Annotated in this window: 18 protein-coding genes; 11 read left to right on the top strand and 7 right to left on the bottom strand. The window is 71.4% G+C overall.

Going from position 1 to position 23,987, the window contains the following annotated elements; all coding sequences use genetic code 11:
- Nucleotides 1-166 precede the first annotated feature (166 nt).
- On the bottom strand, nt 167-2,638 hold the full coding sequence (locus tag HJC40_RS15920; RefSeq protein WP_374271898.1) for a putative bifunctional diguanylate cyclase/phosphodiesterase: 2,472 nt from the start codon (nt 2,636-2,638) through the stop codon (nt 167-169).
- 494 nt (nt 2,639-3,132) lie between these two features.
- On the opposite strand from HJC40_RS15920, the gene gatC reads away from it, so the two are divergent.
- The 3 genes from gatC to gatB all read left to right on the top strand — a co-directional run bounded on the left by gatC (nt 3,133) and on the right by gatB (nt 6,547).
- Nucleotides 3,133-3,432 (top strand): Asp-tRNA(Asn)/Glu-tRNA(Gln) amidotransferase subunit GatC, encoded by a 300-nt coding sequence (gene gatC / locus HJC40_RS15915; RefSeq protein WP_250001857.1) that lies wholly within the window; start codon nt 3,133-3,135, stop codon nt 3,430-3,432.
- Between the two features lie 4 nt (nt 3,433-3,436).
- Nucleotides 3,437-4,900: an Asp-tRNA(Asn)/Glu-tRNA(Gln) amidotransferase subunit GatA gene (gene gatA, locus HJC40_RS15910; protein ID WP_250001856.1), complete on the top strand. Its 1,464-nt coding sequence runs from the start codon at nt 3,437-3,439 to the stop codon at nt 4,898-4,900.
- A gap of 153 nt (nt 4,901-5,053) precedes the next feature.
- The gene (gene gatB / locus HJC40_RS15905; RefSeq protein WP_250001855.1) at nt 5,054-6,547 is read left to right on the top strand and encodes an Asp-tRNA(Asn)/Glu-tRNA(Gln) amidotransferase subunit GatB; all 1,494 of its coding nucleotides are present in this window, start codon (nt 5,054-5,056) and stop codon (nt 6,545-6,547) included.
- A gap of 167 nt (nt 6,548-6,714) precedes the next feature.
- On the opposite strand, the gene HJC40_RS15900 is transcribed toward gatB, so the two are convergent.
- From HJC40_RS15900 to HJC40_RS15890, 3 genes are all read right to left on the bottom strand, one after another.
- Entirely contained in the window at nt 6,715-8,331 is a 1,617-nt protein-coding gene (locus tag HJC40_RS15900) for a metallophosphoesterase (protein ID WP_250001854.1), read from the bottom strand.
- Between the two features lie 62 nt (nt 8,332-8,393).
- Nucleotides 8,394-9,572: a PQQ-dependent sugar dehydrogenase gene (locus HJC40_RS15895; RefSeq protein WP_250001853.1), complete on the bottom strand. Its 1,179-nt coding sequence runs from the start codon at nt 9,570-9,572 to the stop codon at nt 8,394-8,396.
- Nucleotides 9,573-9,635: 63 nt separating this feature from the next.
- Nucleotides 9,636-10,007, bottom strand: coding sequence for a PH domain-containing protein (locus HJC40_RS15890; RefSeq protein ID WP_250001852.1), 372 nt, complete (start codon nt 10,005-10,007; stop codon nt 9,636-9,638).
- Nucleotides 10,008-10,070: 63 nt separating this feature from the next.
- Between HJC40_RS15890 and HJC40_RS15885 the strand changes: the two genes are divergently transcribed.
- The 3 genes from HJC40_RS15885 to HJC40_RS15875 all read left to right on the top strand — a co-directional run bounded on the left by HJC40_RS15885 (nt 10,071) and on the right by HJC40_RS15875 (nt 14,237).
- The gene (locus HJC40_RS15885) at nt 10,071-11,156 is read left to right on the top strand and encodes a sialidase family protein (RefSeq protein ID WP_250001851.1); all 1,086 of its coding nucleotides are present in this window, start codon (nt 10,071-10,073) and stop codon (nt 11,154-11,156) included.
- A complete protein-coding gene (locus tag HJC40_RS15880; protein WP_250001850.1) occupies nt 11,156-11,425 on the top strand; it encodes a MoaD/ThiS family protein in 270 nt (89 codons plus the stop codon). The genes HJC40_RS15885 and HJC40_RS15880 overlap by 1 nt, the downstream gene beginning before the upstream one ends.
- 172 nt (nt 11,426-11,597) lie before the next feature.
- Complete coding sequence (locus tag HJC40_RS15875; RefSeq protein WP_250001849.1) at nt 11,598-14,237, top strand: EAL domain-containing protein; 2,640 nt, start codon at nt 11,598-11,600, stop codon at nt 14,235-14,237.
- A gap of 12 nt (nt 14,238-14,249) precedes the next feature.
- Here the strand turns inward: HJC40_RS15875 and HJC40_RS15870 are convergent, their stop codons facing one another.
- Complete coding sequence (locus HJC40_RS15870; protein WP_250001848.1) at nt 14,250-15,266, bottom strand: LacI family DNA-binding transcriptional regulator; 1,017 nt, start codon at nt 15,264-15,266, stop codon at nt 14,250-14,252.
- 309 nt (nt 15,267-15,575) lie between these two features.
- Between HJC40_RS15870 and HJC40_RS15865 the strand changes: the two genes are divergently transcribed.
- The 5 genes from HJC40_RS15865 to HJC40_RS15845 all read left to right on the top strand — a co-directional run bounded on the left by HJC40_RS15865 (nt 15,576) and on the right by HJC40_RS15845 (nt 21,982).
- Nucleotides 15,576-16,862, top strand: a complete 1,287-nt coding sequence (locus tag HJC40_RS15865) for an extracellular solute-binding protein (protein WP_250001847.1) — start codon at nt 15,576-15,578, stop codon at nt 16,860-16,862.
- A 60-nt stretch (nt 16,863-16,922) separates the two neighbouring features.
- Nucleotides 16,923-17,903 carry a carbohydrate ABC transporter permease gene (locus HJC40_RS15860; RefSeq protein ID WP_250001846.1) on the top strand — a complete coding sequence of 327 codons (981 nt, stop codon included), beginning with the start codon at nt 16,923-16,925 and terminating at the stop codon, nt 17,901-17,903.
- Nucleotides 17,900-18,757: a carbohydrate ABC transporter permease gene (locus HJC40_RS15855; protein WP_250001845.1), complete on the top strand. Its 858-nt coding sequence runs from the start codon at nt 17,900-17,902 to the stop codon at nt 18,755-18,757. Before HJC40_RS15860 ends, HJC40_RS15855 begins: the two co-directional genes overlap by 4 nt.
- A 53-nt stretch (nt 18,758-18,810) precedes the next feature.
- Complete coding sequence (locus HJC40_RS15850; RefSeq protein WP_250001844.1) at nt 18,811-21,267, top strand: glycoside hydrolase family 2 protein; 2,457 nt, start codon at nt 18,811-18,813, stop codon at nt 21,265-21,267.
- A 124-nt stretch (nt 21,268-21,391) separates the two neighbouring features.
- Complete coding sequence (locus HJC40_RS15845; RefSeq protein ID WP_250001843.1) at nt 21,392-21,982, top strand: GNAT family N-acetyltransferase; 591 nt, start codon at nt 21,392-21,394, stop codon at nt 21,980-21,982.
- A 19-nt stretch (nt 21,983-22,001) separates the two neighbouring features.
- Here the strand turns inward: HJC40_RS15845 and HJC40_RS15840 are convergent, their stop codons facing one another.
- On the bottom strand, nt 22,002-22,871 hold the full coding sequence (locus tag HJC40_RS15840; RefSeq protein ID WP_250001842.1) for an MBL fold metallo-hydrolase: 870 nt from the start codon (nt 22,869-22,871) through the stop codon (nt 22,002-22,004).
- Between the two features lie 134 nt (nt 22,872-23,005).
- The gene (locus tag HJC40_RS15835) at nt 23,006-23,827 is read right to left on the bottom strand and encodes a collagen binding domain-containing protein (RefSeq protein WP_250001841.1); all 822 of its coding nucleotides are present in this window, start codon (nt 23,825-23,827) and stop codon (nt 23,006-23,008) included.
- Between the last annotated feature and the right edge of the window lie 160 nt (nt 23,828-23,987).

The following is a 23,987-nucleotide window of genomic DNA, read 5'->3' as shown; positions in this document are numbered from 1 at the left end:
GCGCCTCGTGATCGGCGGTGGTTGCGAGTGCCGCCGGAGTTGCTGGCGACGTCTGACGGAACGCCGGCGGCACTGCTGAACGCGCGCGTGGCGATGGTTTCAGGGCGACCGCGCGGCCGGCGGCCGAGGGTTGGTTGGCGGGCGCTGTTGGGGCCGCTGACGGCGTCTAGCGGAGAGCGGCGGGGCGCACGGGGCGATAGCGGCTCAGCCAGTCGGCCAGGTCGGGGGCCGGCATGGGGCGGGCGTGGAACCATCCCTGGGCCGCGTGGCAGCCGGCTTCGGCTAGCAGGCGCCAGGTTCGTTCGTCCTCCACGCCCTCGGCCACGGCTCGCAGGCCCAGAGCCTCGGCCAGGTCGATCACCGAGCGCACGATGGCGGCGTCGCCCCGGTCGGCTGCCATGCCCAGCACGAAGGACCGGTCGATCTTCACCTCGGCCAGCGGCAGGCGGCGCAGGTGTTGCAGGGACGAGTAACCGGTGCCGAAATCGTCCAGCGAGATGGCGATGCCCATCCGGTCCAGGCGGGTGATCGTGCTGAGCACCCGGTGCGGGTCGGCCATCAGGGCGCTTTCGGTGATCTCCAGCTGGAGCAGTTCGGGCGGGACGTCGTACTCCCGCAGCAGACCGTCCACCCAGTCGGCGATGTCGCTGGCGTGCAGGTCGCGCACGCTCACGTTGACGGCCGCGCGCAACGGCCGGCCGGCGTCGCGCCACGCGGCCAGCTGGGCCACCACCTCGTGCAGCACCCGGCTGGTCAGCAGGCGCATCACCGGGGTCGGCTCGGCCACCCGGATCAGCTCCTCGGGGCCGACCAGCCCGCGCTCCGGGTGCCGCCAGCGGAGCAACGCCTCCACGCCGACCACCTCGCCCGTCGCGATGGCGATCTGTGGCTGGTAGAAGAGCATGATCCCGTCGTCGGGCGAGTCCCGGCTCAGCGCGTGCCGCAGGTCGGCCAGCAGCGTCAGGCGGTCCGGTGTGTTCTGCGGGGCTTCGGGGCTGTAGAAGGCGACCTGGTCGCCGCGCTGCTTGGCGTCGTACATCGCGGCCTCGGCCTCTCGCAGCAGCGTCGCGCCGTCGCCGCCGGGCTCGCGCTGCAGGGCGATCCCGATCGAGGCGCTCACGTCGACGGGCACGCCGTCGAGGGCGAAGGGGCTGTTCAGCGCCTCGGCCAGGTGGTCGGCGACGCGGCGGGCCGCCGGTGGGCCGTCGACCCGGGTGGCCAGCACCGCGAACTCGTCGCCGCCCAGACGTACGACCAGATCGTGCGCGGGTACGACCTCGGCCAGGCGATGCCCGACCTCGGTGAGCAAGCGGTCGCCGACGCCGTGGCCGAGCGCGTCGTTGACCGTACGGAATCGGTCCAGATCGAGGACCAGCAGAGCCAGCCGTCGTCCCTTGGCCTGCGACAGCACGGCCGCGTGCAGGGCGCGCCGGTTGGGCAGGCCGGTCAGGGCGTCCACCCGGGCGGCCCGCTCGAACTCGCCGGCCGAACGAACCATCCGGTGCACCGCGTGCAGCGCCAGCAACACCAGCGGTACGAAGGCCAGCCCGACCTGGGCGGTGGCCAGCACGACCGGCCCGAGCAGCAGCAACGCGCCCGTGCCGAGCACCTCGACGCCGGCCCGCCGCAATCGCCGCAGCCGTTGAAGCCGCCGCAGGCGGGGCCCCGGCCGGTCGGCCATCACACGCCCGACGACCGCCGCCAGCCCGTAGCGGGCCAGGATCCAGGCGCCGGCCGCCGCCACCGTCAGCAGCGCGTCACCCCAGTCGAGTCCTGGCCCGACCCGGAGCGACACCAGCGACGTGACGATCGCGGCCGCGCCGAGAGCGACCGCGTGCTGCACGGCCAGGTGCAACGTGCGCGGCGCGGTGTGCCGCATCCGGATGCCGGCCACCGCGACGGCGACCAGCTGCACCGCCAGCGCCGGCCCGTAGCCCCAGGCCAGCGCGATCGCGAAGGTGAAGCAGATGGACGGCAGAATGACCGAACTGGCCCGCCGGTTGGCCACCACATAGGGTCGCGCGTCCACGACTACGGCCAGAAAACCCATCAACCAGTACGCGCCGGGGAGCGCCGCGAACGTCCCGTGCTGCAGCGCCCACAACGCTCCGTCGACCACTGCCACCGCCACGCCGGTGACCAGAAGCGCCCGGCGGCGTCGCGGGTCCCGCCGGGGACCGGGCCCTTCCGTCCCGCGCCGGAAGCGGCTGCGCCCGCGGCCGGAAGGTTCCCGTTCCGAGGTCAGATCGTCGAACTCGGAACCCTCGTAGAATTCGGAAACGGTTGACCGCCGACTATCGGCCGACGATTCCTCCGAGCCGTTTCCCCACTCCTCGTACGGGCCGTTGCGGCTGTCGATGAAGTCCAGGGCACCCTGATTGCGGGCCGCCTGTTCCTCGCGGTTCGGCCAGTGCTTGGAGAAGCCGTCCTGACTGTCGATGCGGCCCGAAGCGCCTTCCTGGCGGTCCGGGCGATCTGTGGAGAAGCCGTCCCGGCCGTCGATGCGGGCAGAGTCGTCCTGGTCATGAGCGGTCTGCTCGGAGCAGCTCTCCCAGTTGCCGGCCCGGCGGATCTCCGGCTCGCGGCGGGCGGAAGACGCCGAGCTCGCCGCGGTATTGCGGGGGCGTGCGGCGTCCATGCGACCTCCACCATGGCTCGAAAAACCGACCGTTCCCACGATAGATCCACATGGGCGATTAACCGCAAAACATCTTTGCCGTTATCAAATTGGCATAAGCCCTCAGTCGTGCATTAAACATAAATTCCCCCATTCGAGCGACACTCTCGCTGGGCGCTGGGCGCTGGGCGCTGGGCGCTGGGCGCTGGGCGCTGGGCGCTGGGCGCTGGGCGCTGGGCGCTGGGCGCTGGGCGCTGGGCGCTGGGCGCTGGGCGCTGGGCGTCGGGCGTCGGGCGTCGGGCGTCGGGCGTCGGGCGTCGGGCGTCGGGCGTCGGGCGTCGGGCGTCGGGCGTCGGGCGTCGGGCGTCGGGCGTCGGGCGTCGGGCGTCGGGCGTCGGGCGTCGGGGGACGTCGAGCCGGGCCCGGGGTGACTTGGAGCGTCCCGGCGGTCGGGTGGTTCGGGGAGCGAAATAGACTTCACCGGTCCGCGTCGCATTCGAGAAAGTAGGGGCAGGATGGCCGCCATCTCCCGCGAAGAGGTCGCGCATCTGGCGCGCCTGTCGCGGCTCGCCGTGACCGAGGAGGAACTCGACCGGTTCGCGGGGCAGCTCGATGTGATCTTGCAGTCCGTGGCCCGGATCGGCGAGGTGGCCGCCGACGACATTCCGCCCACCTCGCACTCCGTGCCGCTGACCAACGTGTACCGCGACGACGTGCCGACGCCGTGCCTCACGCAGGAGGAGGCGCTGTCCGGCGCCCCCGACGCGTTCGAGGGCCGCTTCCGTGTGCCGCGCATCCTGGACGAGGAGGACTGACGCCGTGTCTGACCTGACGAAAATGTCGGCGGCTCAGCTCGCCAAGGCGATCGCCGGCAAAGAGGCCTCGGCAGTCGAGGTCGCCACCGCCCACCTCGACCGCATCGACGCCGTCGACGAGCGGGTGCACGCTTTCCTGCACGTCGACCGTGAGGGCGCGCTCGCCGCCGCCGAGCGGGTCGACAAGGGCGAGGTGACCGGGCCGCTGGCCGGCGTGCCGATCGCGGTCAAGGACGTCATCGCCACCAAGGGCGTGCCGACCACGGCCGCCTCGAAGATTCTCGAGGGCTGGCGGCCGCCCTACGACGCGACGCTCGTCGAGCGGCTGCGCGCGGCCGGCACGGTCATGCTGGGCAAGACCAACATGGACGAGTTCGCGATGGGCTCCTCCACCGAATACTCCGCGTACGGGCCGACGAACAACCCGTGGGACCTGGGGCGCATCCCGGGCGGCTCGGGTGGTGGCAGCGCCGCCGCTCTGGCCGCGTACGAGGCGCCGCTCGCCATCGGCACCGACACCGGCGGCTCGATCCGCCAGCCGGGCGCGGTCACCGGCACGGTCGGCGCCAAGCCCACCTACGGCGGCACTTCCCGTTACGGCCTGATCGCGTTCTCGTCGTCGCTGGACACGCCAGGACCGTGCGCCCGCAACGTCGAGGACGCGGCTCTGCTGCACTCGGTGATCGCCGGCCACGACCCGCGCGACTCCACCTCGATCCCGCAGCCGGTGCCCGACGTGGTCGGCGCGGCCCGGCTGGGCGCCTCCGGCGATCTGAGCGGGGTCAAGCTGGGCCTGGTCAAGGAGTTCGCCGGCGACGGGTCGGAGCCGGGCGTGCTGAGCGCGTTCCACGAGGGGCTCGAGGCGCTGGTCAAGCTGGGCGCCGAGGTCGTCGAGGTCTCCTGCCCCCACTTCGAGTACGCGCTGCCCGCCTACTATCTGATCGCCCCCAGCGAGGCGTCGTCCAACCTGGCCCGCTTCGACGGCGTGCGTTACGGCCTGCGCGTCGGTGACGACGGCAACCGCTCGCTCGAGGAAGTCATGTCGCTGACCCGCGAGGCCGGGTTCGGCCCGGAGGTCAAGCGGCGCATCATCCTGGGCACCTACGCGCTGTCCAGCGGCTACTACGACGCCTACTACGGCCAGGCCCAGAAGGTCCGCACGCTGATCACACGGGACTTCCAGTCGGCGTTCGAGCGGGTCGACGTGCTGGTGTCGCCGACCACGCCCTTCGTGGCTTTCCCGTTCGGGTCGCGCACCTCGGACCCGTACCAGATGTATCTGGCCGACCTCTTCACGATCCCGACCAACCTGTACGGCGGTCCGGCCATCTCGGTGCCGTGCGGGCTCTCCGAGGGGTTGCCGGTCGGCTTCCAGGTGATGGCCCCGACGCTGGCCGACGACCGGATGTACCGGGTGGCGGCAGCGCTCGAGTCCGCCGTCGGAACCCTCACGCCGCCGGCCCTCTGACGTGCGAAGCCCGGGGCTCAGGCCCCGGGCGTCGGTCATCGGAATTCCGTCGGTGGGGCCCACTAGTCTGGACCCTGTCGAATCGCCGATCGCCGTTACTCATCTCCGCCGAACAGACGGTCCCTGTCAGTAGATAGCCTGGGAGCTCACCGCATGACCACCACCGCGCTGCCCACATACGAGGACGCCGTCGCGCGTTACGAGCCGGTCATCGGCCTGGAGACGCACGTCGAGCTGGGCACGGCCACCAAGATGTTCTGCGGCTGCCGCACCGAGTTCGGCGCCGAGCCGAACACTCAGGTCTGCCCGGTCTGCCTGGGCCTGCCGGGCGCGCTGCCGGTGGCCAACCGGGCGGCGATCGAGGCGACCATCCGGATCGGTCTCGCGCTCAACTGCGACATCGCTTCGTGGTGCCGCATGGCGCGGAAGAACTACTTCTACCCCGACATGCCGAAGAACTTCCAGACCTCGCAGTACGACGAGCCGCTGTGCGTCGAGGGCTACGTGGACGTCGAGGTCGACGGCAAGCAGTACCGGATCGGCATCGAGCGGGTGCACCTCGAGGAGGACACCGGCAAGTCGCTGCACGTCGGTGGTGCGACGGGCCGCATCCACGGCGCCACCGAGTCGCTGGTCGACTACAACCGGGCCGGCATTCCGCTGGTCGAGATCGTCACCAAGCCGGTGCCGGGCATCGGCGCGCTCGCGCCCGAGGTGGCCAAGGCTTATGTGAGCGAGCTGCGCGACATCATCCGCTCGCTCGGCGTCTCCGACGTGCGCATGGAGCAGGGCTCGCTGCGCTGCGACGTCAACACCTCGCTCAACAAGCCCGGCGAGGAGTGGGGCACGCGCACCGAGACCAAGAACGTCAACTCGCTCCGCTCGGTCGAGCGCGCGGTCCGCTCCGAGATCATCCGGCAGTCGGGCCTGCTCGACGAGGGCATCCGCATCTTCCAGGAGACCCGCCACTTCCAGGAGACGACCGGCGACACCCGGCCGGGCCGCTCCAAGGAGACGGCGACCGACTACCGTTACTTCCCCGAGCCCGACCTGGTGCCGATCGCGCCCGACCAGGCCTGGGTGGCCGAGCTCAAGGCCGCCCTGCCCGAGCGGCCGAGCGTCAAGCGGGCCCGGCTGGCCGAGGACTGGGGCATCAGCGCGATCGACATGCAGTCGGTGGCCAACGCGGGCGCCGTCGAGCTGATCGAGGAGACGATCGCGGCCGGCGCCTCGCCCGCGGGCGCGCGCAAGTGGTGGATGGGCGAGCTGGCCCGCCGGGCCAACGAGACCGGCGTCGACCTGTCCGCCGTCGGCGCGACGCCGGCCCAGGTCGCCGAGCTGCAGAAGCTCGTCGAGGGCGGCAAGCTCAACGACAAGCTGGCCCGGCAGGTGCTCGAGGGCGTCGTGGCCGGCGAGGGTGACCCGGCCGCCGTCATGGCGTCCCGCGGTCTCGGGGTCGTCTCCGACACCGGCGCGCTGACCGCCGCGGTCGACGAGGCGATCGCCGCCAACCCCGACATCGCCGCCAAGATCCGCGACGGCAAGGTCGCCGCCGCGGGCGCGCTCGTCGGCGCGGTCATGAAGACCACCCGCGGCCAGGCCGACGCCAAGACCGTCCGCGACCTGATCCTCGAGCGCCTGAGCTGACGGCGCCTGAGCCGAAAAGCCTGCGCTGACGGCGCCTGAGCTGACGGCGCCTGAGCTGACGGCGCCTGAGCTGACGGCGCCTGAGCTGACGGCGCCTGAGCTGACGGCGCCTGAGCTGACGGCGCCTGAGCTGACGGCGCCTGAGCGTCAGGTCCGGTGGCGCGGGGTCAGCGGCTGGGTTCGGACTGTGGGGTTGCCGGGCTGGAGGGTGACGGCGTCTCCTCCGGCTCGGCGCCGACGACGTTGCGCTGCATCTCCACGTTGGACTGGCCGGTGCCGCCCAGCTGGATGTCGTCGTAGGCCTTGAGCTGCCTGTTCTCGTCGAAGTAGAGCACCGACAGGCTCAGCGGCGTCGGCTCCTCCTTCTCGAGCCCGCGCAGCCCGGCGCCGCCCGTGGAACCCTCGACCATGAGGCGCGTGACCACCGGCGGCTCGTCGCCGGCCGACGGCGCGGGAGCCGGGGATACCGAGGGCGCCGGTTGCGGCGCCGGCAACAGGGTCACCTCGCGCTGATGCCGGTGCCCGGCCAGCACCAGCGGCACTACGCCGGAGAGCGGCGGGGCCATCGCCGGGTCGTGGACGAGCGCGATGTCGACCGGCTTGCCGGCGGCGCGGACCGTGTCGGCCAACTGGCTGCCGGCCCGCAGCAGCGGTGACTGCGCCGGGTCGTCCGCGTTCGCCGCCGGGGTCTCGTTCTTGTCCGGTGTGAACTCCGGGTCGCCGATGCCGGCGATGGTCAGGCCGTCCACCGTGGTGACCTTGTTGTCGAGCACGATCGCGTTGCGCTGGCGGGCCACGGCGGTCTGGATCGAGGCCGAGTCGTGGTTGCCGCGGACCCAGATGTACGGGACTCCGACCGAGGGGATCGACGAGGCGTAGCCGGTCTCGGCGGTGCTGCCCCAGTCGACCAGGTCGCCGGTGTCGATCACGGCGTCAATCTCGAACGTCTGCACCACCGTGCGGATCAGGCCGAAGGCCGACGGGCTCAGGTGCAGGTCGGAGACGTGCAGGATGCGGGTCGTGTTGGCCTCCGGCTCGTACACGGGAAGCGACGACACCGTCGTGTAGAGCCGGCTCACGTTGCTGACGATCTGCCGCAGTTGCTCCGAGTAGCGGCCGTAGTTGTCGGCGATCCGGCGGGCGTCGCCGACCACGGCGGGCGCGTTGACCAGCAGACCCTCGTACCGAGGCTCGGCGATCGAGTCGGGCCGCAGGGTGGTCGCCGCCAGCCCGAGACTCCCACCGGTCACCAGCAGGGCCGTCACGCCCGAGGCGGCGACCCGGCGCACGTTCCGGAAGATCAGCGCGCTCAGCACCAGAGCGCTGAGCACCGCGATGGCGAGCGTGCGCACGCCCAGCCGGATGACGCCGTCGCGCACGTCCTCGACCGCGTTCTCGCCGGCCGAACTGATCGCCGTCGGGTCGTCGATCAGGGCCTCGGTACGGTTCTGGTCGAGCGCGGCCAGGTTGACCGTGAGATGGAGCGGGCCGTCGTGGCTGTCGAGGTGCAGCGACCCGAGCGGCGGCAGGTCGACCTCGGTGCCGCCGAGCACCGACGGGCTGATCGACATCTCGGCGCGGAAGGGCCCCACGGCGACGTTGGCGTGCGCGAACAACATCGTGCCGACGACCGCTCCGCCCACACTGACGAGGGCGATCATCGCGGCGACCAGCGAACGCCTCGTCCACCGGCTGCGGCGGACGGCCCCGGAGGAGCGGCGGACGGCGCCGGAGGTACGGCGGACCGCCGACAGGAGGCGCCGCCAGGTCGTCTGTTCGCTCATCGCCGGCTCACCTGCCCCGCCCCGTCGTACGCCAAACCGTGTGCCCTGCCACCGTGGCACGGTCAGCTCCGGCCCGCCCCGCCGTCCGAGAAGACCAGTCGGATGATCCGGTCGTCCTCGGGGCCGGGGTCGCCGCCGTCCTCCTGGTTCGACGTGCCGGCCCACAGCGACCCGTCGGGCGCGGCGACCAGCCCTCGCAACCGGCCGTACTCGCCGGTCAGCACTGACTGCGGGGTGCCCAGCACCGTGCCGTTGCCGGTGACGTTGAGCAGGTAGACCCGCTGGCCGAGCTGGCACGCGGTGGCCACCGTCTGCTCGAGCACGGCCACGCCGGAGCACCCCGACTCGGCCGTCGTCCAGCTGAACATCGGGTTGGTCAGCTTGGCGTCGGTGCCCGCGCCGTCGCTGCGTGGCCAGCCGTAGTTCTTGCCCTTGGCGATCACGTTGAGCTCGCCCGCCTTGGTCTGGCCGCTCTCGCTCGCGTACATCCGCTTGGTCTTGTCCCAGGCGATGCCCTGGACGTTGCGGTGGCCGGAGCTCCAGACCAGGCTGTCCTTCACCGGGTTGCCGGGGGCGGGCTTGCCGGCCACGGTCATCCGGAGGATCTTGCCGCCCAGGCTCTTCGGGTTCTGCGCCTGGGTGCCGGTGGGCGTGCCGTCGGCGGTGCCCGCGTACAGGAAGCCGTCGGGACCGAAAGCAAGCGCGCCGCCGTTGACGGTGCCGGAGCGCGGGATGCCGGTGAGGATCGGCTGGAGCTTGCCGCCCAGCACCAGCTTGCCGACACGATTGTCCTTGGCGGTGGAGTAGTACACGTACACGGTCTTGTCGGTCTTGTAGTCAGGGGAGACCGCGATGCCCAGCAGACCGCCGTCGCCGGACGCCCGCACCTCGGCCAGGCGCTGCGCCTCGGTGACGGCCAGCCCCTTCGCGTCGGACTCGGGCCCGACCTTGAGGATGCGACCGGTGTCGCGCTCGGTGACCAGGCCCGAGCCGTCGGGCAGGAACGCCATGCCCCAGGGCACGTCCAGGTCTTTGGCCAGGACGGTGACCGCGACCTCCTGGCTGCCGCCACCCGGATCGTCGGGACCGGCCGACGACTCGTCGGACGACGGGGCCGGCAGGTTGGGCGGCGCCCCCTGCTGATCGGGATCGGGCGGGCCGAAGCTGCATGCCGAGGCGAGCCCCAGCACGGCGGCCAGCGCCAGCGCGGCGCCGCGGACCCGGCGGGAACGCACGATCACTCGACCTCCTCGAGACTCGACGCACCCCAGGGTAGCGAGATCAGCTGAGAAGCCTCCGGAGGATCAGTCGGAGTGACCGATCTGCTGCCCGCCGGCCGCCAGCACCTCGGGCAGGTTGTCGGTGGTGACGGCGGTCAGCCGGATGACGTTGCCGTTGTCGAGCAGGGCGGAGATCTGGCCACTCGGATCGGGGGCCAGCTCGGTGACCCGTTGCCACGGCACCTTGGTGCTGCCGACGAGGGCGCGGACGCGCAGCGCGTCGGGGAAGACGTCGGTGCCCGCGCGCCAGGCCCACAGGAAGAACACGGCCGGGATGAGCAGGATCGGGGTGAGCTCCCACCGGGCGCCGGCGAGCGGGATGCCGCCGACGAACGCGAGCGCGGCGGCGACCATGAGAGCGCCGGATTTGCGGACGCGCAGGACGGGCTTGGGCACGGTTCATTGTCCCACCCGGTCTGTGCGACGTTTCTGTCGGACCCGGCGCGCATACTCAAGGCCATGACAGTGCTTCTCGCGATCGGAACGCAGAAAGGCCTGTTCCTGGCCTCCAGCGACGACGAACGCCGGGCCTGGCACGTCGGCCCGGCTCAGTTCCCCGGCACGGCGGTCTACACGATCGGCGTGGACACCCGCGGCCCTCGCCCACGCCTGCTGGCCGCCGTCGACAGCTCACACTTCGGCCCGAGCGTCGCCGTCAGCGACGACCTCGGCGTCACCTGGCGGGAGCCCGAGTCGGCCCCGATCGCCTTCCCGCAGGACGCGGGGGCGGCGATCGAGCGGGTCTGGCAGCTCGTGCCCGGCCCGGCCGCCGAGCCCGGCGTGATCTATGCGGGTTCCCAGCCGTCCGCCCTCTTCCGTTCCACCGACGGCGGGCGCTCGTTCGAGCTGGTCCGCGGTCTGTGGGACCACCCGCACCGCACCGAGTGGGGCGCGGGCTTCGGCGGGCAGGCGATCCACACGATCCTGCCGCACCCCGACGACCCGTCCCGCCTGCTGGTGGCCATGTCGACCGGCGGTGTCTACCGCTCCGGCGACGGCGGCGCGACCTGGTCGCCGGCCAACCGGGGCATCAAGGCGTACTTCTTCCCCGACCCGTGGCCCGAGTTCGGCCAGTGCGTGCACCGGGTGGCCCGGGACGCCGGCGATCCCGATCGGCTCTACGCGCAGAATCACCATGGCGTCTACCGCTCGTCCGACGGTGGCGACAGCTGGCAGTCGATCGCCGACACGCTCCCGTCCGACTTCGGCTTCCCGATCGTCGCCCACCCGAGCCGGCCCGGCACGATCTGGAACTTCCCGCTCATCGCCGACAGCGAGCGCCATCCCACCGAGCTGCGCTGCCGCGTCTACCGCTCGACCGATGCCGGTGACAAGTGGGAGCCGCAGCACGAGGGTCTGCCCGACGGGCCCTATTACCCGGTCGTGCTGCGCGACGCGATGTGCACCGACAACCACGATCGCGCCGGCGTCTACTTCGGCACCCGGGCGGGCGAGGTCTTCGCGAGCAACGACGAGGGCGAGAGCTGGACGACCGTGGCCGCCCACCTGCCCGACGTGCTCTCCGTCCGGGCGGTGCCGGTCTGATGCCGGTGCTGCTGGTGCCGGGCGTGCTGCGGGCCGAGGCCGGCGGCGCGTCACGGCTCGAGATCGCCGCCGCCGGCACGCTCGGCGCGGTGCTGGCCGAGGTGGGCGAGCGCTGGCCGATGCTGGCCCGGCGCATCCGCGACGAGCAGGGCGTCGTCCGTCGCTACGTCAACGTCTTCGTGGACGGCGAGAAGGCCGGCGTCGAGACCCCGGTCGGTGCGGGGTCCGAGATCCAGGTCCTCCCGTCGGTCGCCGGTGGCTGCGTCTGACCGGCATCGTCCATGATCGACACCGGACCGCGTCCATAACCGATGATCGCGACGTGCGGAGGTGCATTACCCAGCCGTAACCTGTTCGAGGGATCGTCGTTGTCCGATGCAGCGACCCTTCGAGCCCGCCCGACCCCCTTCATCCGACGACAATCCCGGAGGATCCGTCGACGTGGCAGTGCCGCCTCGCACGCACACCGCCCGGCCCCGCCGCCGGGCCATGTCGCTGGGCGTCCCCGCCGCCGCGGCCGTGGTGCTGCTGGCCGGGGTGGCCGGTGTGGTCTCCGTCCCGCTGGCCCTGGCCGTGGGCGTCGGCGGCTGCGGCTCGTGGGCCACGTTCCACCTGGTCCGGGCCGCGCTCTCGATCCACCACGCCGACCGGTCGTTCGTCGCCTGCCGCGGCGCCGGGTTCGTCGGCATGGGCGCGCTCGCCGCGGTCGTCGCGGTGCTGTTCACTCTGCTCGCGCCCCCGGCCACGGCGGTCTGGGTGATCGTGGCCTTCGGCCTGGCGGCCGCCTGCTACGCGACCGGCACCCTGCTGCTGCCCGGCTCGGGCAAGGGCTGGATGGTCCATTCCCGGCGCGCCTTCGACGGCCTCGGCCTGGGCGTCAGCCTCGCCTTCGCGGCCTATCTGCTGACCCCGGCCGGCCTGACCCGTCCGGCCGCTCTGCCGGTGATCCTGATCGGCGCGACCGGCGCCGCCGTCGTCCTCGTCGCCATGCTGCGGGGCTGGCCGGCACGCTGGCCGGCCGTCCGCTGTGGCATCGGCTCGATCCTGGTGCTGAGCGGTCTCGGTTCGATCGCGACGCTGCTCGCGGCCGAGGCGACCGGCGCCGCGGGCGGAACGGCCCTGGCCCTGGCCGGCCTGCCCATCGTCGCCGGCCTGGGCCTGACGGTCGAGGGCGGCTCGCGGCGCGACCTGCCGCCGGTGCCGCTCGAGCCGCGCAACCCCGACCAGTATCTGGCCAGCTATCCGCTGCTCGCCGTTCCGGCCGGGGTGGGCGTCGTGGCCGCGATCTGGCAACTGGTCGTCGGCCGGGAGTTCGACTCGACCAGCATCATCCTCGGTATCGCCATGGTGACCGTGCTGGCGATGCGCGAGCTTCTCGTGGTGCACGACATCCGGCGCTACGCGGGCCAGTTGCAGACCGCCGAGGCCCACTTCCGGTCCCTGGTGGCCGGGGCGACCGACCTGACTCTGGTGCTCGACGAGCAGCTGCGGATCACCTGGCAGTCCCCGGCCGCGTCGCGCCTGTTCGGGCTGACCGACGACGAGGTGGTGGGTAACGCCTTCGTCGACCTGATCCACCCGGACGACGTCGAGGACGCCCGCGAGGCGATCGACGCGGTGCTGGCCGGTGAGGACGCCGACGGGCCGCCCGCGCTGGTCACCGCCCGGCTGCGCGACGGCGCCGCGATGTGGCGGGAGACCGAGTCGACGATCTCCGACCAGCGCGCCGTGCCGGAAGTGGCGGCGCTGGTGGTGCACGTGCGGGACATCGGCGACCGGCGGCACCTGGAAAAGACGCTGCACAAGCTGTCGTACACCGATCAGCTCACCGGTCTGGCCAACCGTCGTGCGCTGATGCGGGAGCTGCTGGCCCATCGCCGCCGGGCCGGTCAGCAGGGCACCCTGCTGGTGATCGACCTGCACGGCCTGGCCGAGATCAACGACGCGCGGGGCCGCGAGACCGGCGACGCCGTGCTGATCGAGGTGGGCCGGCGCCTGCGCGGCCTGCTCGGCGCCGACGACCTGCCGGCCCGGCTCGGTGGCGACGAGTTCGCGGTGCTCACGTCGGACAGCGCCGTGCTGGCCTACGCGCTGGCCGCCCGGATAGCCACCGCGGTGGCCGAGCCGCTGCAGCTGCCCGGCTCGATCGTCGAGCTGCACACCAGCATCGGCCTGGCCGAGCTGGCCGACGGGGCCGACTCGGACGAGGTGCTGCGCCACGCCGACCTGGCCCGCCGCCGCGCCCGTCAGCTCGGGCTGGACCGCGTGGAGTGGTACGACCCGGACGTCGAGATGAAGCTCGACCGCCGCATGGACCTGGAGCGCGAGGTGCTCGGCGCGGCCGACCGGGGCGAGCTCGACCTGGTCTTCCAGCCGGTGGTCGACCTGCGCGACGACCAGCCGGTGGGCGTCGAGGCGCTGCTGCGCTGGCGGCACCCGCACCTCGGCACGATCCTGCCCAACGAGCTGCTGCCGATCGCCCGGGCCGTGGGCATCTCGGCCGAGCTCGACGAGTGGGTGCTCGACGCCGCCTGCAAGCATCTGGCCACCTGGACGGGCGGCGACAACGGGTTCTGGCTCTCGGTCAACGTGTCCCCGCGGGAGCTGCTGACGGCGCGTTTCCCCGACCGGGTCGCGTCGACCCTCCAGAGGTACGCGGTGGCGCCCGAGCGGCTGGTGGTCGAGGTGGCCGAGGCGTGGATCGCCGAGGACGTGCCCGCGGTCGTGGCCTCCCTGGCCGGACTGCGCAAGCTCGGCGTCCGGGCCGCCCTGGACGACTTCGGCGCCGGTCAGGCCTCCCTGTCCCACCTGCGCCGGCTTCCGGTCGACATGCTCAAACTGCACTCCTCGCTGACCAACACCGGCCCGCAGGCCACCGCGGGCAGTGGGCCCGCGGTGATCGACGTCGTGGTCAGCCTGGGCCGTCGCCTCGGTCTGGAGATCGTGGCCAAGGGCCTCGAGACGTCGGAGCAGTGCGAGCGCGCGGCCAAGGCCGGCTGTCTCTACGGCCAAGGCTTCGTGCTCGGTCACCCGGCCCCGGCCGAGCGGATCGAGGCCTACCTGGAGACCCACCGTCCCTGAGACGCGCCGGCGTCAGGCGCGCGGCGGGGCGGTGCTCCCGCGCGGGGTCAGATGGGCTGTGCCGGCCTCGACGTTGCCGACCGGCTTGCCGTCGATGGCGGCCAGCAGCTCGCGGGCGGCGTGCGCCCCGTACTCGGCGATGTCCCGCGACAGCGCCGTCAGCGGCGGATGCACCAGGCTGCACAGCGGGGAGTCGTCCCAGGCCACGATGGACAGGTCACCCGGGACGGCCAGGCCCATCTCCTGCGCCACGGCCAGGCCGGCCACGGCCATCACGTCGTTGTCGTAGATGACCGCGGTGGGCCGGTCGGCGCCGATCAGGAGCCGCCGCGTCGCCCGGCCGCCCTCCTCGCCCGTGTAGTCGGACGGCATGGTCACGGCCTCGTTGAGCCCCAGGGCGGTGCAGATGTCGTTGAACGCCCGGGTGCGCGTCTGGGTGTGCAGCAGGTCGGGCAGACCGCCGACCCGGGCTATCCGGCGGTGGCCGAGCGCGACCAGATAGCGCACCGTCTCGGTGATCGCGCCGGCGTCGTCGGACCACACCTGGGCTATCCGGCCGGTGTCGCCGGGGCCGCCGATGACGACCGCGGGCAGCTGCAGCTGGTGGAGCACGGGGATGCGCTGGTCGTCCTCGCGCAGGTCGGTGACGATCACGCCGTCGATGCGGCGCTCGCCCCACCAGCGCCGGTAGACCTCGATCTCCTGCTCCGGGGTGGCGACGACCTGCAACGTCAGCGCGTACGAGCGGGCGGCCAGCTCGGCCTCGAAACCGCTGATCAGACCCATGAAGAACGGCTCGATGCTGAGAATGCGGGCCGGCCGGCAGAGGGTCAGTCCCACCGCGCGGGCGCTCGCCCCGGACAACGCCCGGGCGGCGCTGTTGGGGTTGAAGCCGATCTCCTGAGCGATCGCCACGATGCGCTGGCGCGTCGCCTCCGAGACGCCGGGCTGGCCGTTCAGCGCGTAGGACACAGCGCCTTTCGACACGCCCGCCCGCCGTGCGATGTCGGCGATCGTGGGCCGCTTCACTCGGTCTCCTCTGTTCCTGCCGAGCCTACCGGCGGAGTTTACCGGTGCCGGAATCGGTAGAGCGCTCTCACACGGATCTCCCCGGAGATGAACAGTTGGCTGGGGCGCACATTGATCGGTTAAGTGTCGGCGGCCACAGTCACTTTTGTAAACAGTGATGGCCCATAAAGTCCGGATCATCCCGCTTAAAGAGTACTGACAACGCTGCCAGATCAAGCTTGTAACACGGTATTGACAGTCATGAGAGCCCGTCATAGCGTCTCTCCAACTTATCCGGTTCAGTAAATTTCTCTCCTCTATGGAGGCGTCATGAGACGGACTGTGCGGGCAGCTGTCGCGGGTGCGGCGGCATCGCTGTTGATCGCGGGCTGCAGTGGGCAGAGCCTTGAGGGCAACGACGACAAGAGCAGCGCGACCGGCGGTCAGACCACGCTCAAGGTGGCGTTCTGGGGCGACATGGGCCTCGATGCGCTGAAGGCCAAGTACGAGAAGGAACACCCGAACGTCAAGATCGTGCTGAACACCGGCGAATTCAACGCCCAGCACGAGGACCTGCAGAAGAAGCTGGTGGCCGGCTCGGGCGCCCCCGACATCTCGGCGGTCGACGAGGGCTTCATCGTCCAGTTCCGCAACCAGGGCGACAAGTTCGTCAACCTGCTCGACAAGGGCGGCGCCGACTTCCAGTCGAAGTACCTCGACTGGAAGTGGAAGGCGTCGATGTCGGCCGACGGCAAGCAGATCGGCCTCGGCACCGACGTCGGCGGTCTGGCCATGTGCTACCGCAGCGACCTGTTCGAGAAGGCCGGCCTGCCCAAGGACCGCGACGCCGTCTCCAAGCTGTGGCCCTCGTGGGACAAGTTCATCGAGGTCGGCAAGCAGTACACCAAGGCGACCGGCAAGAAGTTTGTCGACTCGGGCACCAACATGTTCAACCCCGTGCTCGCGCAGCAGCCGGTCGGCTTCTACAACGACCAGGAGCAGCTCGTGATGGACGGCGGCCCCAAGGTCGCGTTCGACGTGAGCATGAAGACGATCGACGCCGGCATCTCGGCCAACCTGGTCAGCTTCCAGGCCAACTGGAACACCGGCTTCAAGAAGGACCAGTTCGCCGCGCTGGCCTGCCCGGCGTGGATGCTCGGCCACATCCAGGAGACCGCGCCCGACCAGAAGGGCAAGTGGGACATCGCCGCGATTCCGGGCGGCGGCGGCAACTGGGGCGGCTCCTGGTGGACCATCCCGTCGCAGGGCAAGAACATCGACGCCGCGGCCGACTTCGTGAAGTGGATGGTTCAGCCGGAGCAGCAGATCGAGGTCTTCAAGACGGTCGGCAACCTGCCCTCGCAGCCGGCCCTCTACAAGGACCCGGCGGTGCTGGACTACAAGAAGGAATTCATGAGCAACGCGCCCACCGGCCAGATCTTCGCGGCCACCGCGGAGAACCTGAAGCCGCAGTACCTGGGCAAGAAGAACGGTCCCACCCGGGTGGCGGTCGAGAACGTCATCCGCCGGGTGCAGCAGGGCGGGCTCAAGTCGGACGCGGCCTGGGCGGAAGCGGTCAAGCAGGCCGAGAAGGTCGCCAAGACCGGCAAGTCCTGAACCGAGTAGTCCCGACGGCGGGGCGGCGTCACGCCGCCCCGCTCTCCCCTAGGAGTGGCCGTGTCCCTCACTGAGCTCCGGCCGGCGGCCCGGCAACCGGCCCCGCCGCCCCCGCCCGGCCAGGCCAAGCATTGGCTCTACCGGTTCGACACCAAGACCATCCCGTACATCTTCATCTCGCCCTTCTTCATCCTCTTCGCGATCTTCGGCGTCTTCCCGCTCATCTTCAACGGGATCGTCGCGCTGCGGAACTGGCGGCTGGACGACCCGACGCTGACCGGGTGGGCGGGCTTCGCCAACTTCTCCCGGCTGCTGAGCGACGAGGACTTCTGGAACGCGCTGGGCAACACGTTCGGCATCTTCATCCTCTCCACCGTGCCGCAGCTGCTGATCGCGCTGATCATCGCCAACCTGCTCAACCGCAAGCTCCGGGGCAACACCTACTGGCGGATCGGCATCCTGCTGCCGTACCTCACGCCGGTCGTCGCCTCGACGCTGGTCTTCGCGATCTTCTTCGCCCGGGACAACGGCCTGGCCAACTGGTTCCTGTCGCTGGTCGGCTTTGGCCAGGAGGCCCCGCTGGACTGGCGGGCGCAGAAGTGGAGCGCCTGGATCGCCATCGCCGCGATGGTCAACTGGAAGTGGATCGGCTACAACGCGCTGCTCTACCTGTCGGCGATGCAGGCCATTCCCCGGGACGTGTACGAGGCCGCGGCGGTCGACGGCGCGAGCCCGTGGCGACAGCTGTGGAAGATCACCGTACCGATGATCCAACCGGTCGTCGTGTTCACCGTGATCCTGTCGACCATCGGCGGGCTGCAGCTCTTCAACGAGCCGATGATGTTCGACGAGAACCCGCAGTCGGCCGACGGCGGCTCGGCCCACCAGTTCCAGACCATCGCGCAGCTGATCTACAAGGTCGGCTGGAAGGACCTCGACCTCGGGTACGCCGCGGCCATGTCCTGGGCGCTGTTCCTGATCATCCTGATCGTGGCCGGCATCAACACCTTGCTCACCAAGCGCATCGGAGGGGACCGGTGACGACAACGGTCGCGAACCGGGCGCCGCAGGACACCCGCGGCAGCTGGCTGACGTACCTCGGGCTCGGCATCGCCCTGCTCTTCTCCGCCTTCCCGGTGTACTGGATGTTCGTCATCGCGACGAGCACCGACGAGGCGGTCGCCGCGTTCCCGCCGGCCCTGCTGCCGGGCGGCGAGTTCCTGGCCAACGTGCGGGAGGTCTTCACCCTCAACGAGGTCTACTTCGCGGCCTCGCTGATCAACAGCGTGCTGGTGTCGAGCGTGATCACCGTGGCCACGCTGTTCTTCTGCTCGCTGGCCGGCTTCGCCTTCGCCAAGCTGCGCTTCAAGGGCCGCAACGGGCTGATGGTCGTGGTCATCCTGACCCTGACCGTGCCCAACCAGCTCGGCATCGTCGCGCTCTACATCGTGATGGGCAAGCTGGGCTGGAACGGCACGCTGCTCGCGGTCATCGCGCCCAGCCTGGTCAGCGCGTTCGGCGTCTTCTACATGCGGCAGTTCATCGCCCACGCGGTGCCGGACGAGCTGGTCGAGGCGGCGCGCATCGACGGCGCGCTGACCCTGCGGGTGTACTGGAACATCGTGCTGCCGGCGATCCGCCCGGCGCTCGCGGTGCTGGGCCTGCTCACCTTCGTGATGGCCTGGAACGAGTTCCAGTGGCCGCTCATCCAGCTCAACGGCACCGATTTCCCGACCTCGATGGTGGCCCTCTCCGACCTGGCGAGCGGCAACTACGTCATCTACCGGCGGGTGCTGGCGGGCGCGTTCCTGGCGACCGTTCCGCTGATCGTGCTGCTGTTGATCGGCGGACGCCAGATCGTCCGAGGGATCATGGAAGGCGCCGTCAAGTCCTGAGCGACCGCGGCCGGATCAGGTGGGCTGAGCCGGGCGGGCTGATAAGGAGAATCGTGACCTCGTACCAACCTCTTCACGAAGGCTGGACCCTCTCGGGCGCCGACCTCGCCGGCATCCCGGCCGTGGTGCCCGGCTGCGTGCACACCGACCTGCTGCGGGCCGGTCGCATCGAGGATCCGTACCTGGACGAGAACGAGACCGAGCTCGCCTGGATCGGCCGCACCGACTGGGAGTACTCGACCAGCTTCATCGCCGAGCCGGGCGGGCGGACCGACCTCGTCTGCGCCGGCCTCGACACGGTGGCCTCGATCGAGCTGAACGGTTCGCCCGTGGGCGAGACGGCCAACATGCACCGGGGCTACCGCTTCGACGTCGGCTCGCTGCTGCGCGACGGCGTCAACGACCTGACGATCAAGTTCACGAGCGCTTACGCGTACGCCGAGGCGGAGCAGCAGCGTCTCGGGAACCGCCCCAACGCGTACCCGGAGCCCTTCAACTTCATCCGCAAGCAGGCCTGCAACTTCGGCTGGGACTGGGGTCCGACGCTGGTGACGGCCGGCATCTGGCAGCCGATCGGGCTGGAGACGTGGTCGGTGGCCCGGCTCGCCGAGGTACGCCCCCAGGTGACCGTCGACCGCGGCACCGGCCGGGTCGAGTTGCGCGTACGTCTCGCCCGCGCGGCCGAGGAGCCGGTGACGATCACCGCCGAGGTGGCCGGCCGGAGCGCCCGGGCGACGGTCGACGGCATCGAGGCGCTGCTGATCCTCACCGTGGACGACCCCGGCCTGTGGTGGCCGCGCGGCTTCGGCGACCAGGCCCGTTACGACCTCGGCGTGACGCTCACGTCGGCCGACGGCTCGGTCCTCGACACCTGGGAACGCAAGATCGGTTTCCGCAGCGTCCGCATCGACACCGCCGGAGACGGCTACACCGTGATCGTCAACGACGTGCCGGTGTTCGTCCGCGGCATCAACTGGATCCCCGACGACGTCTTCGCCGACCGGATCACCCGCGGGCGGCTCGCCACCCGGTTCCGGCAGGCCGCCGAGGCCAACGTCAACTACCTGCGCATCTGGGGCGGCGGCCGGTACGAGTCGTTCGACTTCTACGACCTCGCCGACGAGATGGGCTTCCTGGTCGGTCAGGACTTCCTGTTCGCCTGCGCCGCCTACCCCGAGGAGGAGCCGTTCCGCTCCGAGATCGAGGCCGAGGCCCGCGAGAACGTCGTCCGCCTCGCGTCACACCCCAGCCTGGTCGTCTGGACCGGCAACAACGAGAACCTGTGGGGCTACGAGGACTGGGGCTGGAAGGCCGAGCTGAACGGCCGGACCTGGGGCTCGACCTTCTACTACGACCTGCTGCCGCGCATCGTCGGCGAACTCGACCCGTCCCGCCCGTACTGGCCGGGCAGCCCGTACTCGGGCACGCGCGACCGCTACCCGAACGACCCGGTCCACGGCACCACGCACATCTGGGACGTGTGGAACACCGACGACTACACCAAGTACGCCGCCTACCGCCCGCGCTTCGTCTCCGAGTTCGGCTTCCAGGCCCCGCCGGCGTTCTCGACGCTGCGCCGCTCGATCTCGGACGAGCGGCTGGCCCCGGACTCGCCCGGCATGGCTCACCACCAGAAGGCCGTCGGCGGCGACCAGAAACTCGAGCGCGGTCTGGCCAACCACCTGCCCGCCCCGCGCGACTTCGACGACTGGCACTTCCTGACCCAGCTCAACCAGGCCCGCGCGGTGGCCTTCGGCATCGAGCACTTCCGGTCGCTGCGCCCGCTCTGCCAGGGCACGATCATGTGGCAGCTCAACGACTGCTGGCCGGTCACCTCGTGGGCGGCGGTCGACGGCGACGGCCGCAAGAAGCCCCTCTGGTACGCGATGAGGGATGCCTACGCCGACCGGTTGCTGACCTTCCAGCCGCGTACGGGTGCCCCGCTGACCGCCGGCGGCCCGCCCCCCGGTCTCGAGCCCGGCGCGGTCGTCCCGCCCGAGGGCCCGCCCGCACTGGTGGCCGCCAACGACAGCCGTACGCCGTGGGTGGTCTCGACCACCGTGACCCGCCGCGACCTGACCGGCGCCGTGCTCGCGTCGGCCCTCCTGGAGGCGACCGTGCCGCCGGGTGAGAACGTCACGCTGGCGCTGCCCGCCGAGCTGTCGGCGCCCGGCGACCCCACCACGGAGTTCCTCGCCACCGACGCCGGCCCGACGTGGTTCTGGGCGCTGGACAAGGACATTCCGTGGCCCGCCGCCGACTACGACGCCGACGTCACCCACGACGGCGACACCACCACGGTCACGGTCCGGGCGACGTCGCTGCTGCGCTCGCTGACCCTCTTCCCGGACCGCCTCGACCCCGCCGCCGAAGCGGACCGGGCCGCCGTGGACGTCCTGCCCGGGGAGTCGGTGACCTTCACCATCCAATCCGGACACAAGCTGGACGAGGAGGCCCTGGTTTCCCGCCCGGTCCTCCGCTGCGTCAACGACGTGGCCGCACCGCGCTGAGCCCCGCGCCTGTTCCGGATCGACAACCGGCCCCGCTTCGGTTGCCGGAACAGGCGCAGCCACCCACGAGCCGTCCTCCGCCGGCGACCGGCGCGGTTGATCGTCGCGCCCTAGGATCCGGTCCATGTCGGACGTCATCACCACCGCCCGTTTCGTCTGGCCGATCGGGGACGGGATAGTCCTGATCCCGAGAACCCTGGCGATCGCCGACGCCTACCACGCCTTGTTCCTCGCCAACCACGTCCGCCTGGCTCAGTGGTCGCCCGGCCCGGACGAGCCGACCCTCGAGGCCACCCGGGCCTCCGCGGAGCGCGCCGGGCGGGCCTGGCTCGACGGCACCCGCCTGCCCCTGGCGATCGGTGTCCCGGCCCGCAACGGCCACCGCCTGGTCGGCGCCCTGACCCTGACCATCGACGCGCCCGAAGCCACCGGCGAGGTGGGGTTCTGGCTCGACGCCGCCGCCGAAGGACGGGGACTGATCACCAGCGCCCTGACCGCCGTCCTCGGCCACGCGTTCGGCGAACTGCGACTCCACCGCGTCGAGATGCGCACCCTGACCACCAACGACCGCAGCCGGCGCCTGGCCGAACGTCTCGGCTTCACCCTCGAGGGAGTCCTGCGCGAGGCGGCTGCCTTCCCGGACGGCCACCGCGACGTCGCCGCCTACGCCCTGCTGGCCCGAGATTTCCACAACCGGACGACAGTGCCCGCCTGACCCGAATGACTGTGGGCGTTCACGCCGGCACCACCTCGATCTGCGCCGCGCCGGCGTCGTCGGTCACTTCGCCGGCCAGCTCCGCGGCGACCGCGTCCGCGCCGAGACCGATCATCCAGCTCAACGGGGCGCCGGGCAGGAAGCGGGTCATCACGGCGGTCAGCTCCTCGCGTTGCGCGTCGGTCAGAGTCGGCGCCCCGGCGGCCAGACGACCGACCGTTGCTCGGTACATCATGAGATATCGCCGCTGGTCGGCCAGCATCCCGACGTCGCCGGGCGCGCCATGGCCCGGATACAGGACCGCGCCGTCGAGCGCACCGGTGAGCGTGTCCAGGGCCGCGAGCCAGCTGCGGGTGTGCCCGTCGGCCGTGTACGGGTGGGTGCCGTGGAAGGCCAGGTCGCCGATGAAGGCATGGTGGTCGAGGGTGAGGTAGGAGTCGGCCTCGCTCTCCGCAGCACCGACAGTGTGCAGCGTGAAGCGCAGCCCGCCCAGCTCGACCACATCCCCCGTGGACAGCCGCCGGTCCGGGACCCGGTGCCGGTCGGGCCATTCGTCGCCGTACACCGGCTGCCATTGCACACGTTTCGCGTCGGCGATCCGAGCGATCGTGTCGGCCACCTCGGCGGCCGCGTACACCGGCACTCCGTCGCCGGCCAGCACCGGCAGGCCGTTGAAGTGGTCCGGGTGCGCATGGGTGACGAAGACGCCCAGCAACGGCTTGTGCAGCGCAGCGATCCGGGCGGAGAGCGCACGGACGTCGGACAGCAGCAGGTTCGCGTCGACAAGAACGACACCCTCGGCGGTCTCGATCACATAGCTGTTGACGAACAGACCCGGCTCTGCGGCGGTGTACGTGTGGACGCGGTATTCAGACGTGCGGTCGGACATGGTGGCGGTGTTCCCTTCGGCGTCCAGTGGTGATCCGACGCTAGATCGACGCCCGCTCGACCGACAGAAGGCACTTCGCGGTGCCCTCCCAGCGATTCCGGGCGGGCCTGCCCGATCCTCGGGGAAGTGCTCGCTCAGTACAGGGCGGCCGCCGCGGCCGGGGTGCCGAGGGTGATGTCGTGGTCGGCGTGGTCGCCGGTCAGTTCGACGCGGGTGGCGACCGGGGCGTGGCCGCTCGCGGCGACCGTGTAGACGCCCGGTGGCAGGTCGCGCAGCTCGTACCGGCCCTGCTGGTCGGTCGTGGCGGCGCCGGCGACGCGGCCGGTGCGGTCGACCGCGACGACCGACGCCTCGGGGATGGGATGACCCGAGCCGGCCGCGCGGACGTTGCCGGTGAGCGTGCCGCCCACGGCCAGGGCCAGGTCGACCGGGCCGGGCTCGTTGGGGGAGACCGCGCGGGACGCCGGCCGGGCGTGGGCCGCCGTGGCGGTCAGCGTGTATTCCGGGCCGTCCAGGCCGGGCAGCTGGTAGCGGCCGTCGGCGCCCGCGGTGGTCGTCGCGACGACCTCGCCGCGCGGGTCGGTGAGGGTCAGCGTGGCGCCGGGCAGGCCACGGCCGGCCCGGTCGGTGACGCGGCCGGTGATCTGGCCGGCGCCGGCCAGCGACAGCACCCGGCGGATCTCGCCGGCGGCCACGTTGATCACCGCGGCGGCCGGCTGGTGGCGGTCGGCCGCGCAGATCAGCAGGAACGAGCCGCCGGCGTGCATCACCATGCGATAGGTGCCGTCGTCGGCGGTGACCGCGCGGGCCAGTTGCTGCCCACCGAAGTCGGTGATCGTCAGCGTGGCGCCGGGCAGCGGCAGCCCGCCGGGGCCGTCGATGCGGCCGCGGACGATCGCCTCGCCGGGGCCGGCCGGGGCGGTGGCGGGATCGTCGGTCAGCTGAGCTGTGTCCATGGCGGGCGTCCGTTCGAGGCTGGGCCCGGAACAGCCGGGCCTCACCTGTCGACCAACGACGCATCCCACCGGAAGTTGCCCTCCGGGAAAGATCGAACTCGTACGGGACGCGGCCACGAGAAAGGCCGCGCACCCGATGGGTGCGCGGCCTCGAAGGCAG

Origin of the sequence: Actinoplanes sp. M2I2 (assembly GCF_023544445.1) — a bacterium.
Taxonomy (GTDB): Bacteria; Actinomycetota; Actinomycetes; order Mycobacteriales; family Micromonosporaceae; genus Actinoplanes.
Note: the sequence above shows the minus strand (reverse complement) of the source record. Positions and strands in the feature narration are given on the sequence as shown.